Source organism: Enterovirga sp., from assembly GCF_028290205.1.
Lineage (GTDB): Bacteria > Pseudomonadota > Alphaproteobacteria > Rhizobiales > Beijerinckiaceae > Enterovirga.
In genome coordinates, this window is record NZ_JAQGKF010000179.1 from 1 (window position 1) to 14,314 (window position 14,314).

A 14,314-nucleotide genomic window follows, 5' to 3' on the forward strand; every position below is an offset into this window, starting at 1 on the left:
CTGCTGTCGCCGGCCTCGCGGTCGGAAGGCGAGCCGGATTTCATGCCGGCCGCGGACGAGGTCCCGGTCGTGGCCGTCGAACCCACCGTCACCGAAGCCTCCCCGGAGACGGAACCGGCGCGCCACCCCGTGGACGGTTTGGCCGGCGCGTCGCTGCAGCCCGTCCCGGGCCCCCCGGAAGGCCGCGACGTGCCCGAGTTGCCCCATCCCGGGCTTGGCGAGGCACCCGCGGCGGCGCCCGCGATGCCGGCCCCACTCTCCGGAGCGCCGGCCGCACCGGTGCCGCCCCCGCCCCCCGAGGCCATCGTGTCGGCCGAGGTGGCAGCGCCGGCCGAGGGGGCCGGGCCCCGAGGCTGGTTCCGCCGCCTCGCGAACGGCATGCGGCGCACCTCGTCGGTCATTGGGGAGAGCGTCACCAGCCTGTTCACCAAGCGCCGGCTCGACCGCGCCATGCTGGACGACCTCGAAGACGTCCTGGTCGGGGCCGATCTCGGCATCGAAACCGCCACCCGGATCACGGAGGCGGTCGGCAGCGGCCGCTACGACCGCGAGATCTCGGCCGCCGAGGTGAAGGGGATCATGGCGGCGGAGATCGAGAAGATCCTGCAGCCGGTCGCCAAGCCGCTCATCATCGAGAGCGGCCGCAAACCCTTCGTGCTGCTGATGGTGGGCGTGAACGGGGCCGGAAAGACCACCACCATCGGCAAGCTGGCACAGAAGTTCCGGCAGCAGGGCCTGTCCGTCACCATCGCGGCCGGCGACACGTTCCGGGCCGCCGCCATCGAGCAGCTCAAGATCTGGGGGGAGCGGGTGGGCGCGCCCGTGATCGCCCGCAGCCAGGGGGCCGATGCCGCCGGGCTCGCCTACGACGCCCTGGAAGAGGCCCGCGGGCGCGGCGCCGACGTGCTGATGATCGACACGGCTGGCCGCCTGCAGAACAAGACCGGGCTGATGGCCGAACTCGAGAAGATCATCCGGGTGCTGCGCAAGCTCGACCCGGAGGCGCCGCACGCGACGCTGCTCGTGCTCGACGCCACGGTCGGCCAGAACGCGACCTCGCAGGTGGAGATGTTCGGCCGCACGGCCGGCGTGACCGGGCTCGTGATGACAAAGCTCGACGGCACGGCGCGGGGCGGCATCCTGGTCGCGCTCGCGGCCAAGTTCGGCCTGCCCGTCCACTTCATCGGCGTCGGCGAGGGGGTGGACGACCTCGAGCCATTCACGGCCCGGGATTTCGCCCGGGCCATTGTGGGGCTGGATCAGGCCCAGTGACCGGGCGCCATGGACAGGTTGGCCGCCGGCTCCGTAGAACGCGGCCGCTGGGGCCTTGAGAATGCGGGAAGCGGCTGAAATGGACGAAGCAGGACGCCGGCCGCTGCACCCGGCCCTCAAGCTTGCCCTGGAGCTCGGGCCGCTGGTGCTGTTCTTCCTGGCCAACGCCTATGGCGACCGGTTCGGGATCGCGCAGGACCGGCGCATCTTCGCCGCGACCGGATTGTTCGTGGCCGCGACCCTGGTCGCGCTGGCCGTCCACTACGTGCTGGTGCGCCGGCTGCCGATCATGCCGCTGGTCTCGGCCGCGGTCGTGATCGTGTTCGGCGGCCTGACGATCGTGCTCAACGACGAGGTCTTCATCAAGCTGAAGCCGACCATCGTGAACGCGCTGTTCGGCGCCACGCTGCTGCTCGGCCTCTACTGGCGCAAGCCGCTCCTCGCGATCGTGCTCGATTCCATGCTGAGCCTGACGGAGGAGGGCTGGCGCAAGCTGACCTTCCGCTGGGCGATATTTTTTTTCGTGCTCGCCGCCCTGAACGAGATCGTCTGGCGGACGCAGACCACCGACGCCTGGGTGAACTTCAAGGTCTTCGGCATCATGCCGCTGACCGTGGTCTTCGCCCTGTCGCAGACGCCGCTGATCCTGCGTCACGAGATCAAGGACCACGGCGGCCCGGCCTGACATTCGCCGCGCCCGCGGCGCGCACGAGGTCTAGCCAAGTCGAGACCCGGACGGTATAGGCCGGGCCTCGCATTCCCGACGCTGGCCTGCGGTTCGCTTTCGCGGCGCCGTCGGCGCGACCCGTTCCAGGAGTTCACCGTGGCCGTTCCGAAACGCAAGACCTCGCCGATGAAGCGCGGCTTCCGGCGCTCCGCCGATGCCCTGACGGCGCCGACCTATGTCGAAGACAAGGATTCCGGCGAGCTGCGGCGCCCGCACCATGTCGACCTGAAGACCGGCATGTATCGCGGCCGGCAGGTGCTGAAGCCCAAGCAGGACAGCTGAGCGGGGCCGCCCCGGGCGGCTCTCCTCAGACGACGAGGTCCAGGAGACCCCGTGCCGGCCAGCCCGCTTGCTGGCCGTAGCTGTGGCGCGCGGCCGATGGCTCCGCGCGGCCGGCCCGGCGGAACGCCGGTACCCGGCTCCGGCAAGCGATCAGTTGCGTGATGAAGCCGGCCAGCGGGCGCTTGTCGTGACGCTCGGCCGGGCTCGCACCCACGACCACGAGATCGCGGCAATCGCTGGACCTCGCCTCGATCCGAGCTCCGATGCTCTGAGCGCTCCCGTTCTGCGCCATCCGAAACGCCTCCCCGTTTTCGGGGGTCCCCTCGCAAACTTCCTGCCGCGGTTTACGGAGCCTTAACGGCCCGAATCGTACCATCCCGGGACAGGTGAACGCGGCCTCAACGCGGGACGCCGGCCCGCCGTTCCTCCCTTTGCGGATCCGCGGCTCGCAGGAGGGTTGACGGAATGCGGATCTCCGGGCCCGAAGCGACTCCGCGGGACGCCGACATGGCCGCTCGGCCTGCGCTCCCGCCCGATCTGCCGCCCGACCCCCGGCGCACGCTCACCTCCCTGGGCCACGTGGTCTACGATTGGGATCTCCTGTCGGACCGGATCGCCTGGGGTGCGAACGCTGCTGATGTGTTCGGCCTGCCTGAGGGCTCGCTTCCGGCCACCGGGCGCGACCTCGCCGACGCCGTGGTGCCGAGCGACGGCGCGACGCGGCCCGATGCCATTACGGCGGCCGGCGGCCCGGACGAGGGCACGGGCGTTCCCTATGCGGCCCTCTATGGTCTGCGGCTCGGCGCGGGGGGCCTGAAGCTGGTCGACGATACCGGCCGATGGTTCGCCGATTCCGGAGGCCGCCCCGCAACCGCCCATGGCGTGATGCGCCTGCGTCGCAGCCAGGTGGAGGCGCAGGACCGGAGCGACATCCGCACCGCCTTTCTCGTCCAAAGCGGCGCCGACCTGGCCGATGCGATCGCCTCGAAGCGTCCGGTCAGCCTGTTCGCCATCGCGGTCGGCAACCTCGGCGAGCTCAACGACCAGTTCGGGTTCGAGCAGGCCGACCGCCTCATCGGAACCGTGCTGGCGCGGCTCTGCGCCACCATGCGGAGCCGCGACCGCTTCGTGCGCTACTCGGGCAATCGCTTCGCACTGCTGTTGCGCAATTGCGGGCCGGACGAGGCCGCGACGGCGGCCCAGCGTCTCTGCCGGCTGGTCTCCGAGGCCCCGGTGGCGGCCGCCGGCGGCACGGCCGAGATCCGGCTCGTGATCGGCGCCGCCTCGGCCCCGGACCACGCCACGGAGGCCGGAACGCTGCTGCGCCGCGCCGAGACGAGCCTGACGCTGGCCAAGCGCCGGGCCGGCACGGACTTCCTGATGTACGATCCGCGGCTGTTCCGGACGGCGATCCGGGCGGGCCGCCCGGATCCCCTGATCGACGGCATCGAAAGCCTGAATGCCCGCCGGATCGCGCTCGCCTGCCAGCCGGTGGTGGATGCCCAGACCCGGCGCGTCGTCTTTCACGAGGCCCTGCTGCGCATGGAGGGCGAGGACGGCCGCATCCGGCCGGCCGGCGACATCGTGCCGGCGCTGGAGCGGGCGGGGCTCGTGCATCTCGCCGACCACCGCATGCTCGAACTCGTCGCCGATCAGCTCGCGGCGGAGCCGGATGCCCGCATCTCGCTGAACGTCTCGCCCCTGACGCTGGACCGGCCGGACTGGCTGCCCGCCCTGGCCGGCCAGCTCGGCATGCGGGGCGGCATCTCGAACCGCCTCATCGTGGAGGTGACCGAGACCGCGGCCGTGCGCGACCCGGACGGGATGCGGCGCACGCTGGAGGCCATGAGGTCGCTCGGCGTCTCGATCGCGATCGACGATTTCGGGGCGGGCCACACGTCGTTCCGGCACATGCGCGACTTCCCCGTCGACATGGTCAAGCTCGACGGGGCGTTCGTTCAGAACCTGTCACGCTCCGCGGACGACCGCTTCTTCGTCCGCACCCTCATCGAACTGGCCCGCCATCTCGGGCTCCAAACGGTGGGAGAATGGGTCGAGGACGAGGAGAGCGCGATGCTCCTCGCGGCCTGGGGCGCCGATTACCTCCAGGGCGATCATTGCGGCCGGCCGGAGCTGGTGCGGGCCGCAGCGTCCGAGAGCCCGCCCGAGGGCGGACGGACCTCACTTGTCGCTTGAGGCGCGCTCCCGCGTCAGCCCGTCGAGCTTTTGCTGCATCTCGTCCATCTGCTGCCGGAGCCGCTCGAGTTCGCGGTTGGGCGGAGCAGCCTCGTCCTGGCCCTGGGCGGTCGGGTCCGGCGGAACCGGCGGGCCCGAGGGCGTGAACGGCGTCCACATCCGCATCGCCTCCGTAAAGAAGGCCATGTTGGCCCGGACCTGATCTTCCATCACGTTGTAGGCGGCGGGCGCGAATGTCTTTTCCATCTGCGCCCGCAGCTTGGACTGGTCTTTGGTGAGGCTGTTCATCGAGAATTCGAGATAGCGCGGCACCAGGGCCTGCAGGTTGTCCCCATAGAAGCGGATCAACTGACGCAGGAAGGTCGTGGGCAGGAGGTTCTGCCCCTGCTTGTTCTCCTGCTCGAAGATGATCTGGGCCAGAACTGCGCGAGTGATATCCTCACCGCTCTTGGCATCGCTGACGACGAAATCCTCCCCGGCCCGCACCATCTTGGCCAAATCCTCGAGGGTCACATAGGTGCTGGTGCCCATGTGATAGAGGCGGCGGTTCGCGTATTTCTTGATGACGGTCGGGGGCTTGTTCGCAGGCATGTCCAACCTTGAAAGCGCGGGCGCGGCCGACTGTTCCACGGGTGCAGCCGAGCCGCAATGCTCAAGGCACGGCCCCGGACCCGGCAGGGCGCGCGGTCTTGACATCGAACGGGCCGAGGCCGATCCGCTCACCCGAGCGGCTCTTCGTCGAGCCGGGCAGGAGGATGCGCACATGCCGGAGACAGAGGTCGTCATCGTCGGCGCCGCCCGCACGCCGGTCGGCTCCTTCAACGGCTGCTTTGCCAGCGTCCCGGCGCATGAGCTCGGGGCGGTCGCGATCAAGGCCGCGCTTGAACGCGCCAAGGTCGATCCCACGGAGGTCGACGAGGTCATCCTGGGCCAGATCCTGACCGCCGGCGAGGGCCAGAATCCGGCCCGTCAGGCCGCCATGAAGGCCGGCATCCCGGCCGAGAAGACCGCCTGGGGACTGAACCAGCTTTGCGGCTCCGGCCTTCGCGCCGTGGCCCTCGGCATGCAGCAGATCGCGAACGGGGACGCCGACATCATCGTGGCCGGCGGCCAGGAATCGATGTCCATGGCGCCTCACGCCCAGCACCTCCGTGGCGGCACCAAGATGGGCGACGTGAAGATGGTCGACACCATGCTCAAGGACGGCCTGATGGACGCCTTCCATGGCTACCACATGGGCAACACGGCCGAGAACGTCGCCCAGAAATGGCAGCTCTCCCGCGAGACGCAGGACAGTTTCGCCGTCGCCTCGCAGAACAAGGCGGAGGCGGCCCAGAAGGCCGGCCGCTTCAAGGACGAGATCGCGCCCGTGACCGTGAAGGGCCGCAAGGGCGACGTGATCATCGACCAGGACGAGTACATCAAGACCGGCGTGACGGTGGACGCGGTCGCAAAGCTTCGCCCGGCCTTCTCCAAGGACGGAACCGTGACGGCGGCCAACGCCTCGGGCATCAACGACGGCGCCGCCGCGCTGGTGCTGATGTCGAAGGCGGAAGCCGAGAAGCGCGGCCTGAAGCCGCTCGCCCGGATCGTCTCCTGGGCCACGGCCGGGGTCGATCCGGCCATCATGGGAACGGGCCCGATTCCGTCGAGCCGCAAGGCTCTCGAGAAGGCCGGCTGGAAGGTCCAGGATCTCGACCTCGTTGAGGCCAACGAGGCCTTCGCCGCCCAGGCCTGCGCCGTGAACAAGGACATGGGCTGGAAGGACGAGATCGTGAACGTCAATGGCGGCGCGATCGCCATCGGACATCCGATCGGCGCCTCCGGCGCCCGCGTGCTGACCACGCTGCTCTATGAAATGCAGCGCCGGGACGCGAAGCGCGGCCTCGCCACCCTGTGCATCGGCGGCGGCATGGGCGTCGCCATGTGCCTGGAGCGCTGACGCAAGCCTCCCCGGCCGGGACCGCCCCGACCAGACCGACCCCGGGCAGCGCAGCTCTGTCCGACACGGGCCGTTCGAGACCTGCCGCCCCGCTCCGGCGGCGCGTGCGGCCGGCCCGAGACCCGCTCCCAGCCCGCCATCCGACACCTGAGGACCTCCCCGCATGAGCTCGAGCAGCGCCGGCGATCTCGACGGACGCGCGACGTCCACGGCCGGGATCGGCGCGGCCCCGCCCCGAGGCGCCGTCGGAAAGCCGCCCGGCAGCGCCGGCCGGCTGCGGGACATCCTGGCCCTCCAGGATTTCGACCGCGCCGCCAAGCGGCACCTGCCGCGCTCGGTGTACGGCTTCGTCGCCGGCGCGGCCGAGACCGACGCCGCCCACCACGACAACCGCGCCGCCTTCGACGAATGGGCCCTCCTGCCCCGCATGCTCAGGGACGTCTCGGGGCGCAGCCAGGGCACCACCCTGTTTGGACAGCGCTATGCGGCGCCCTTCGGCATCGCGCCGATGGGCGCGTCGGCGCTCGCCGCCTACCGGGGCGACCTGGTGCTCGCCCGGGCGGCTGCGGCCTCGGGCATCCCCATGATCACCAGTGCGTCCTCGCTGATCCGCATGGAGGAGATCCGGCAGGCGGGATCGTCCTGGTATCAGAGCTATCAGCCGGGCGAGCCCGACCGCATCGAGACGCTGGTCGACCGCGTGGCGGCTGCCGGCTACGAGGTCTTCGTCCTGACCGTGGACATCCCGGTCCCGGCCAATCGCGAGAACAACGTCCGGACCGGCTATTCCATGCCGCTCAAGCCGACGCCGCGGCTCGTCTTCGACGCGGTGACCCACCCGGACTGGCTCCTGGGCACCTGGTTCCGGACGCTGCGCGAACACGGGATGCCGCATTTCGAGAACATGGACGCGACCCGCGGGCCGCCGATCCTGTCCAAAAACCTCGTCCGGCAGGTGGGCAAGCGCGATCAGCTCTCCTGGGAGCACGTCGCGCTGATCCGCCGCCGCTGGAAGGGCCCGTTCGTGATCAAGGGCATCCTCCATCCGGAAGATGCGCGCTTGGCGCGTGAGCATGGCTGTGACGGCGTCATCGTGTCCAACCATGGCGGGCGCCAGCTCGACCATTCCGTGTCGGCCCTGCGGGTGCTGCCGGCGATCGCCCGGGATGCCGGCGAGATGACCGTCATGCTGGACGGCGGAATTCGCCGCGGCACCGATGTGCTGAAGGCGCTCGCGCTCGGCGCCTCCTTCGTCTTCGTGGGCCGGCCCTTCCTCTATGCCGCGGCTGTCGCGGGCGAAGCCGGGGCCCGGCACGCGGCCGCCATCCTGTCGGAAGAGGTGGACCGCGACATGGCGCTGGTCGGAGCCCGCAGCCTCGCGGAGCTCGGGCCCGACCTCATCATGCGGCGCGATGCTGTGTGCAATCCGGGGGAGCGCGCACTTTCCCCCTAGGCGGCGCCTGTCGCTGCGATACAGTGAACCGAACGAGCCTGAACGGCCTCAAGACACACAAGGGAAGGATCACCATGCTGCATCGTCGCGCCCAACTCGCAGGGTGGCTCACCGCCGCCGCGTTCGCGGTCCTGCCGGGCGTCGCCACTGCCCAGAGCACGGTGAAGATCGGCGCGATCTATCCCCTCTCCGGCAACGCGGCCTCAGCCGGCACCTCGGCCAAGGCGGCCATCGAGGTTGCCGTCGACATCATCAACGAGGATCGGCCGGAACTCGGGGAACTGACGCTCGCCAAGGGCCTCGGCCTGCCCAACCTGAAGGGCGCCAAGGTCGAGGTGATCTTCGCCGACAACCAGGGCACGCCCGCCGCCGGTCAGAACCAGGCGCTGCGGCTCATCACGGAAGATAAGGTCGTGGCGCTCCAGGGCGCCTACCAGTCTGGCATCACGGTCACGGCCAGCGCCATTGCCGAGCGTTACGGCATCCCGTTCATGACGGGCGAGTCCGTCGCCGCCAACCTGACCGAGCGCGGCTTCAAGTGGTTCTTCCGCACCACCCCGGTCGCATCCGACATCGCCAAGATCTACGTGGACTTCCTGAACGACCGGAAGGCCAAGGGCGAGAAGATCGAGAAGGTCGCGATTGTCAACGAAAACACCGAATACGGCACCTCGATCGCCAAGGTGGTCGGCGAAGCGGCCAAGACGGGCGGCTTCAACGTCTCGGTTGTCATCCCCTACAGCGCCAACACCACGGACGTGCAGTCCCAGGTGCTGCAGCTGAAGGACAACAATCCCGACGCGGTCGTGTTCATCAGCTACACGTCGGACGCCATCCTGTTCACCAAGACGATGCAGGCCCTGGGCTACAAGCCGCGCATCCTGATCGGCGACAATTCGGGCTTCTCGGATGCCTCCTACATCCGCACGGTCGGGAACATCGCCCAGGGCGCCATCAACCGCTCGGCCTGGGACGTCGGCAAGCCCGGTTCCCCGACGTTCCTGATCAACGAGATGTACAAGAAGAAGACCGGCAACGACCTGGACGATACGTCCGGGCGCGTGATGCAGGGCTTCCTGACCCTCGTGGACGCGATCAACCGGGCCGGCTCGACCGAGCCGGCCAAGATCCAGGCCGCGCTGCGGGCGACCGACCTCAAGCCCAACCAGATCATGATGGGCTACAAGGGCGTGAAGTTCGACGACAAGGGCCAGAACATTCTGGCTTCCGCCCTCCTGATCCAGATCCAGGGCGACAAATACGTCTCGGTCTGGCCGAAGGAGAGCGCCACGTCCGAGCTGCAGCTGCCCTACAAGGGCTGGTGATCAGGCTCGCTCCCCTCCCGCTCGTCGGGAGGGAGCTGCCGAGCCACGGGGCCATGCGCCCCGCCCAAACGCGCCACACTCCGCCTGAACCGCCGGTCCGCGCCCTGCGCTGGCCCGGCCTCCACGCGACGCCAGGGAGCGACGCCCGACACCCATGATTTCCGCAACACTCGTCCAAGTCATCGTCGGCGGCCTTCTGCTCGGGGCCGTCTACGCGCTGTTCTCTTCGGGCCTTACCCTGATCTGGGGCATGATGAACGTCGTGAACTTCGCCCATGGCGATTTCGTCATGGTGGCGATGTACACGGCCTTCATGCTCTGGTCGCTGCTGGGCCTCGGGCCGGAGGCCTCCGTGCCGGTCGCCGCGCTGGTTCTCGCAACCATCGGCATCCTGTCCTACTTCCTGCTCGTGCGGCACATCATGCGCGGGCCGATGATCGCCCAGATCCTGGGAACCTTCGGGCTGGCCCTTCTGCTGCGCTACACGGTGTTCGGCGTGGCGGGCGCGAACTTCCTGTCGCTGCCCGACCACCTGCTGGGCGGTGTCTACGAGGTGTTCGGCATCCGCCTGCAGGCCTCGCGGCTGGTGGCCGGGGTCGTGGCCCTGCTGGTGACGGCGGGGCTGCATCTCCTGCTCACCCGCACCACGCTCGGCAGTCGCATGCTGGCCGTCTCGGAGGATGCAACCGCCGCGCAGCTCATGGGCATCCGGCCGGATCGGATGCAGGCTGCGGCCTGGGGCATCGCGGCTGGGGCGACCGGCATCGCCGGGGCCCTGATCGCGACGTTCTTCTACATCTCGCCGACGGTCGGCGAGACGCTCGCCATCATCGCCTTCGTGACCGTCGCGCTCGGCGGTTTCGGCAGCGTGCCCGGCGCCCTCGTGGCCGGCCTGCTGATCGGGCTGATTGAATCCCTCTCCGCCTATTGGATCGGCGCAGTCTGGAAAGATGTGGTCGTGTATGTCCTGTTCGTGGCCGTCCTCTGGTTCCGGCCTCAGGGCCTGATGGGCAAGTCGTGAAAGCCGCCCCCGCCCGCAACGCCGTCTGGGCCGTCGCCGTCGCCACCGCCCTCCTGGCCTACCCGCTCATCTTCTCGAGCCCCTTCCAGCAGCGCCTCGGCGCGCTGGTCCTGCTCTACGCCATCGCGGCCTCGGCCTGGAACATCGTCGGCGGCTATGCCGGTCAGGTCTCCGTCGGCCACGTCGTGTTCTTCGGTTGCGGCGCCTATGCGGCGCTCGCCACCTACCACCATACGGGCCTGCCCCCGATCGCCGGCGTTCCGCTCGGCATCGCGGCCAGCGTCGGCATCGCGGCCCTGATCGGGGTGCCCACGTTGCGCCTGTCGGGCCATTACTTCAGCATGGCGACGATCGCCGTGGCCGAGCTCGCCCGGCTCGTCACCACCAACACCGAGTTCCTCGGCGCGGCGGTGGGCTTGTCGGGACCCACGGTGCCCCGCACCGTGTTCGACCTCTCCTTCATCTCCGCCCTGCCCTATTACTACCTGTTCCTGGCCGTCCTGGCGCTCACCCTCGGCCTGACCTGGTGGATGGAGCGCAGCCGGATCGGCTACTACCTCCGGGCCATCCGGGACAGCGAGCGGGCGGCACGCTCGCTCGGCGCCCGGGCCGGCCGGGTGAAGCTCTATGCCTTCATGCTGTCGGCCGGGCTGACCAGCGTGGCCGGCGCGCTCTATGCCCTGATGTTCGGCTTCGTGGACCCGGAATCCGGGCTCGGCATCCTGATCTCGGTCAAGATGCTGATCATGGCGGCGCTCGGCGGCGCCGGCCTGCTCTTCGGACCTCTGGTCGGCGCGGCCATTCTGGTGCCCCTGGAGGAGATCTCGAACTCTGTTCTTGGCGGCCGGGGAGCCGGCCTCACCTTCGTTCTCTATGGCGCCATCATCGTGCTGATTGCTCGCTTCCGCCCGGATGGCATTCTCGGCCTTCTCCGCCTTCGCCGGCGCGCAGAGGTTCCGCCCAAGGACAAGACCGATGCTCCTTGAAGCCAAGGGCGTCAGCAAGGTGTTCGGCCGCCTGCGGGCCGTCGACAATGTCTCGGCCGGCGTGGCCCAGGGAGAAATCCTGGGACTGATCGGCCCGAACGGGGCCGGTAAGTCGACCTTCTTCAACTGCCTCACGGGCGATGTGGCGCCGACCTCCGGCGCCGTGCTCTTCGGGGGCGAGGACGTCACCGCTCGCTCGCCGGAGAGGCGGGCCGAGCTCGGGCTCGCCCGCACCTTCCAGCTGCCGCAGACATTCGACGGCATGACGGTGCTCGAGAACGTCATGATCGGCGCGTTCCTGCGCACGGCCGAGACCCGCGAGGCACGCGACCGCGCCCGCTCCGTGCTCGATCTGGTCGGCATGGGCGATCTCGCGGACACGCCCGCCCGGACGCTCGGCACGCCCGGTCGCAAGCGGCTCGAAATCGCCCGCGCCCTCGCCACCGAGCCCAAGGTGCTGCTGCTGGACGAAGCCATGGCGGGCCTCAACCCGGCCGAGGTCCGGCGCGCCATCGATCTCGTCCGGTCCATCCACGAAACCGGGGTCACACTTGTCATTGTCGAGCACGTCATGGAGGTGATCACATCCCTGGCCGGGCGGGTGATCGTCTTCCACCAGGGCCAGGAGATCGCCTCCGGGCCGCCCCGCGAGGTCATGAGGGATCCGTCCGTGGTCGAGGCCTATCTCGGCAAGCGCGCGGGCCGGAAGGCCGGGGCGCACGCGCCATGACCCTTCTCAAGGTCGAGAATCTCGAGGTCCGCTACGGCGACCTGATCGGCGTCGCCGACGTCTCGTTGGACGTGGCGGAAGGGTCCGTCGTGGCCCTCCTCGGCTCCAACGGAGCCGGCAAGACCACGACCCTGAACGCCATCGCCGGGGTGATCCCGGCGAGCGGCGGCAGCATCTCCTTCGCCGGAGGGCGGCTGGACGGCCAGCCCGCCTACGCCATCGTCCGGCGCGGCATCGCACTGTCGCCCGAGGGGTGGCGGCTCTTCGTGAGCCAGAGCGTCGAGAGCAACCTGCTGCTCGGCGCGACGCCGCTGGCCGACCAGAGCCGGGCCAAGCCGCTGCTGGAGCGCATCTACGAGATCTTCCCGCGCCTGGCCGAGCGGCGGCGGCAGCTCGCCGGCACCATGTCCGGCGGTGAGCGGCAGATGCTGGCAGTGGGTCGGGCGCTGATGAGCGACCCCAAACTGCTGATGCTCGACGAGCCGAGCCTCGGCCTGGCCCCGGCCACGGTGGAAGGCATGTACGAGACGCTCGCGCGTCTGCACCGCGAGGGCCTCACCATCCTGCTGGCCGAGCAGTCGGTCGAGCTCGCTCTGGAGGTGTCCGAGCGGGCCTACGTGCTCCAGGTCGGCCGCACCGTGATGGAAGGCGCGTCACAGGACCTCGCCGACGACCCCGAGGTCCAGCGGGTCTATCTCGGCACCGGCTAGGGCCCGGGTCCGGCGGCTCCGCCGCTCGGGCCCGCCGCCCCCGGCCCGCCCCTCCCCGACCAGGCCTCGGTTGCGACCAGCCGGCGCAGCGCTTGCGGCCAAGCTCCGCCCTTTGTCGCATGGCGCTTCCCCGCCCGCCGATCACAGTACCGGCGCCGCTCGCGGCAGCCGTTCTGATGGGCAGGAGACGTTGATGGTGAGGTTCGTGACGGCGCTCGGCGCCCTTTGTTTCGTCAGCGCCCCCGCCCTGGCAGACCAGTGCGCCTGGATCCCCGCCGCCCAGGCCAATGCGGCTCTGAAACACCTGACCAAAGGCACGGTGATTCAGGAGTTCTGCGGCCCCTGCAAGGACACGCGCGCCAAGAAGACCGTGATCAACTCCACCTCGCTCAAGACCCAGAACCCGCAATTCGTCACCGTGGTGGCGAACGGCACCAGCGAGCTCGACATCGCCTATGTCTACGTGAAGGGGCAGCAGGCGGCCTGGACCAACCTGGCGGCCCTGGTCGGCTGCGCCATCGACGCCAGCGACACGCCCCGCACGCTTCCGCCCGCGATGGTCGCCCCCTAAGCGCCGCCGCGCGTCGCGATGTCCGCCGGCCGCGGTCTCAGCGCATGCCGAACACGATCGTTCCGACGCCGAGCGAGATGAGCGCGAAGGCCCAGCCGAGGCCGGGCAGAACCAGGGTTCCGGACGTGGTCGTGTTCAGCGTGGCGAGGGTCGGGTCGGCCGGATCGTAGGCGACCTGCGTCGTGCTCCCGACCGGGTAGGCGGCGAGGTCGGCCTGGGCGGTCGCCTCGCGCGTCCGTTCGAAATTGCCGAATCCCAACCGGGCCCCGGTGTGGCGCTGGCCGGCCACGTCGTAGGTGTAGCGGATCTGCGGGATGTAGCGGCTGCCACCCTTGGAGCGCCGCCGGAACTCGACCCGGGCCTCCGTGATCGTCCCGGCCACCTTTGGCCAGCGGGCGCTCGCCTTGGCACGCGCCCGCGCGCGATGGCCGAAATAGATCATGCCGATCCCGACCAGGAACAGCACGACCGGGATCATCAGCAGCAGGGGTGAGGTCTCGGGAGCCATGGGCGTTCCTCTCAGGTTTCCGGCGCGCGGGGCGTCTCCGGTTTCGGGTCTGCCGCAAGGGGGCCGCCGGTCTCACGGACCAGGGCGGCCACGATGCTTTCCACCACCTCGTTCGGGCGGGGCTCGATCGACACGGTGATCGGCAGCTCGTCGGCCGCCGGCTCCTCGAGGGCTCCGAACTGGCTGTCGAGCAGCCCGGCCGGCATGAAATGCCCCTCGCGCAGGGCCATGCGGGCGGCGATCAGTTCGCGGCTGCCCTGCAGATAGACGAGGCGGACCGCTTCCCGCCCACCCGCCGTGAGAACCGACCGGTAGGCCCGCTTCAGCGCCGAACAGGCAACCACGCCGTGCCGGCCGGCCCGGCGCGTCTCCTCGATCCAGTTCGCGATGGCCCCGAGCCAGGGCGCCCGGTCCGCATCGGTCAGCGGCGTGCCGGCCGCCATCTTGGCTACGTTGTCCGGCGGATGAAACCAGTCGCCGTCCTCGAAGCTCCACTCCAGGCGCCGGGCGAGCAGGGACGCGATGGTCGTCTTGCCGGATCCGGACACGCCCATCACGATCAGGACGGACGGGGCGCTCGCGCGCCGCGGC

16 protein-coding genes are annotated in these 14,314 nt (G+C 69.8%); 12 read left to right on the plus strand and 4 right to left on the minus strand.

Annotation, left to right across the window (positions count from 1 at the left end; all coding sequences use genetic code 11):
- The 3 genes from ftsY to rpmF form a co-directional block, all read left to right on the plus strand.
- Positions 1–1,272, plus strand: a 1,272-nt coding sequence (ftsY, locus tag JWR86_RS12855; RefSeq protein WP_299566106.1) for a signal recognition particle-docking protein FtsY, incomplete at its 5' end; no start/stop codon positions are given.
- A 79-nt stretch (positions 1,273–1,351) separates the two neighbouring features.
- On the plus strand, positions 1,352–1,957 hold the full coding sequence (locus tag JWR86_RS12860) for a septation protein A (protein WP_299566109.1): 606 nt from the start codon (positions 1,352–1,354) through the stop codon (positions 1,955–1,957).
- Between the two features lie 138 nt (positions 1,958–2,095).
- Positions 2,096–2,281, plus strand: a complete 186-nt coding sequence (gene rpmF / locus JWR86_RS12865) for a 50S ribosomal protein L32 (protein WP_299566112.1) — start codon at positions 2,096–2,098, stop codon at positions 2,279–2,281.
- Between the two features lie 25 nt (positions 2,282–2,306).
- Here rpmF and JWR86_RS12870 read toward each other — a convergent pair whose 3' ends face one another.
- A complete protein-coding gene (locus JWR86_RS12870) occupies positions 2,307–2,573 on the minus strand; it encodes a hypothetical protein (protein WP_299566115.1) in 267 nt (88 codons plus the stop codon).
- A gap of 215 nt (positions 2,574–2,788) precedes the next feature.
- On the opposite strand from JWR86_RS12870, the gene JWR86_RS12875 reads away from it, so the two are divergent.
- On the plus strand, positions 2,789–4,477 hold the full coding sequence (locus JWR86_RS12875; RefSeq protein WP_299566118.1) for a bifunctional diguanylate cyclase/phosphodiesterase: 1,689 nt from the start codon (positions 2,789–2,791) through the stop codon (positions 4,475–4,477).
- Here JWR86_RS12875 and phaR read toward each other — a convergent pair.
- Complete coding sequence (phaR, locus tag JWR86_RS12880; RefSeq protein WP_299566121.1) at positions 4,463–5,068, minus strand: polyhydroxyalkanoate synthesis repressor PhaR; 606 nt, start codon at positions 5,066–5,068, stop codon at positions 4,463–4,465. The two genes, JWR86_RS12875 and phaR, sit on opposite strands and share 15 nt — an antisense overlap.
- A gap of 172 nt (positions 5,069–5,240) precedes the next feature.
- Here phaR and JWR86_RS12885 point away from each other — a divergent pair, with 172 nt between their 5' ends.
- The 8 genes from JWR86_RS12885 (at position 5,241) to JWR86_RS12920 (ending at position 13,215) form a co-directional block, all read left to right on the plus strand.
- Positions 5,241–6,419 carry an acetyl-CoA C-acetyltransferase gene (locus JWR86_RS12885; protein WP_299566124.1) on the plus strand — a complete coding sequence of 393 codons (1,179 nt, stop codon included), beginning with the start codon at positions 5,241–5,243 and terminating at the stop codon, positions 6,417–6,419.
- Between the two features lie 163 nt (positions 6,420–6,582).
- The gene (locus tag JWR86_RS12890) at positions 6,583–7,872 is read left to right on the plus strand and encodes an alpha-hydroxy acid oxidase (protein ID WP_299566127.1); all 1,290 of its coding nucleotides are present in this window, start codon (positions 6,583–6,585) and stop codon (positions 7,870–7,872) included.
- Positions 7,873–7,946: 74 nt separating this feature from the next.
- Positions 7,947–9,197, plus strand: coding sequence for an ABC transporter substrate-binding protein (locus JWR86_RS12895; RefSeq protein ID WP_299566130.1), 1,251 nt, complete (start codon positions 7,947–7,949; stop codon positions 9,195–9,197).
- 154 nt (positions 9,198–9,351) lie between these two features.
- The gene (locus JWR86_RS12900) at positions 9,352–10,218 is read left to right on the plus strand and encodes a branched-chain amino acid ABC transporter permease (protein WP_299566134.1); all 867 of its coding nucleotides are present in this window, start codon (positions 9,352–9,354) and stop codon (positions 10,216–10,218) included.
- Positions 10,215–11,204 (plus strand): branched-chain amino acid ABC transporter permease, encoded by a 990-nt coding sequence (locus JWR86_RS12905; protein WP_299566138.1) that lies wholly within the window; start codon positions 10,215–10,217, stop codon positions 11,202–11,204. Before JWR86_RS12900 ends, JWR86_RS12905 begins: the two co-directional genes overlap by 4 nt.
- Positions 11,194–11,934: an ABC transporter ATP-binding protein gene (locus tag JWR86_RS12910; RefSeq protein WP_299566141.1), complete on the plus strand. Its 741-nt coding sequence runs from the start codon at positions 11,194–11,196 to the stop codon at positions 11,932–11,934. The genes JWR86_RS12905 and JWR86_RS12910 overlap by 11 nt, the downstream gene beginning before the upstream one ends.
- Entirely contained in the window at positions 11,931–12,644 is a 714-nt protein-coding gene (locus JWR86_RS12915; protein WP_299566143.1) for an ABC transporter ATP-binding protein, read from the plus strand. Before JWR86_RS12910 ends, JWR86_RS12915 begins: the two co-directional genes overlap by 4 nt.
- A 193-nt stretch (positions 12,645–12,837) precedes the next feature.
- Positions 12,838–13,215: a hypothetical protein gene (locus JWR86_RS12920; protein ID WP_299566145.1), complete on the plus strand. Its 378-nt coding sequence runs from the start codon at positions 12,838–12,840 to the stop codon at positions 13,213–13,215.
- A 37-nt stretch (positions 13,216–13,252) separates the two neighbouring features.
- On the opposite strand, the gene JWR86_RS12925 is transcribed toward JWR86_RS12920, so the two are convergent.
- The gene (locus tag JWR86_RS12925; protein WP_299566148.1) at positions 13,253–13,723 is read right to left on the minus strand and encodes a DUF3592 domain-containing protein; all 471 of its coding nucleotides are present in this window, start codon (positions 13,721–13,723) and stop codon (positions 13,253–13,255) included.
- 11 nt (positions 13,724–13,734) lie between these two features.
- On the minus strand, positions 13,735–14,314 hold a 580-nt coding region (locus JWR86_RS12930), incomplete at its 5' end, for a gluconokinase (protein WP_299566151.1).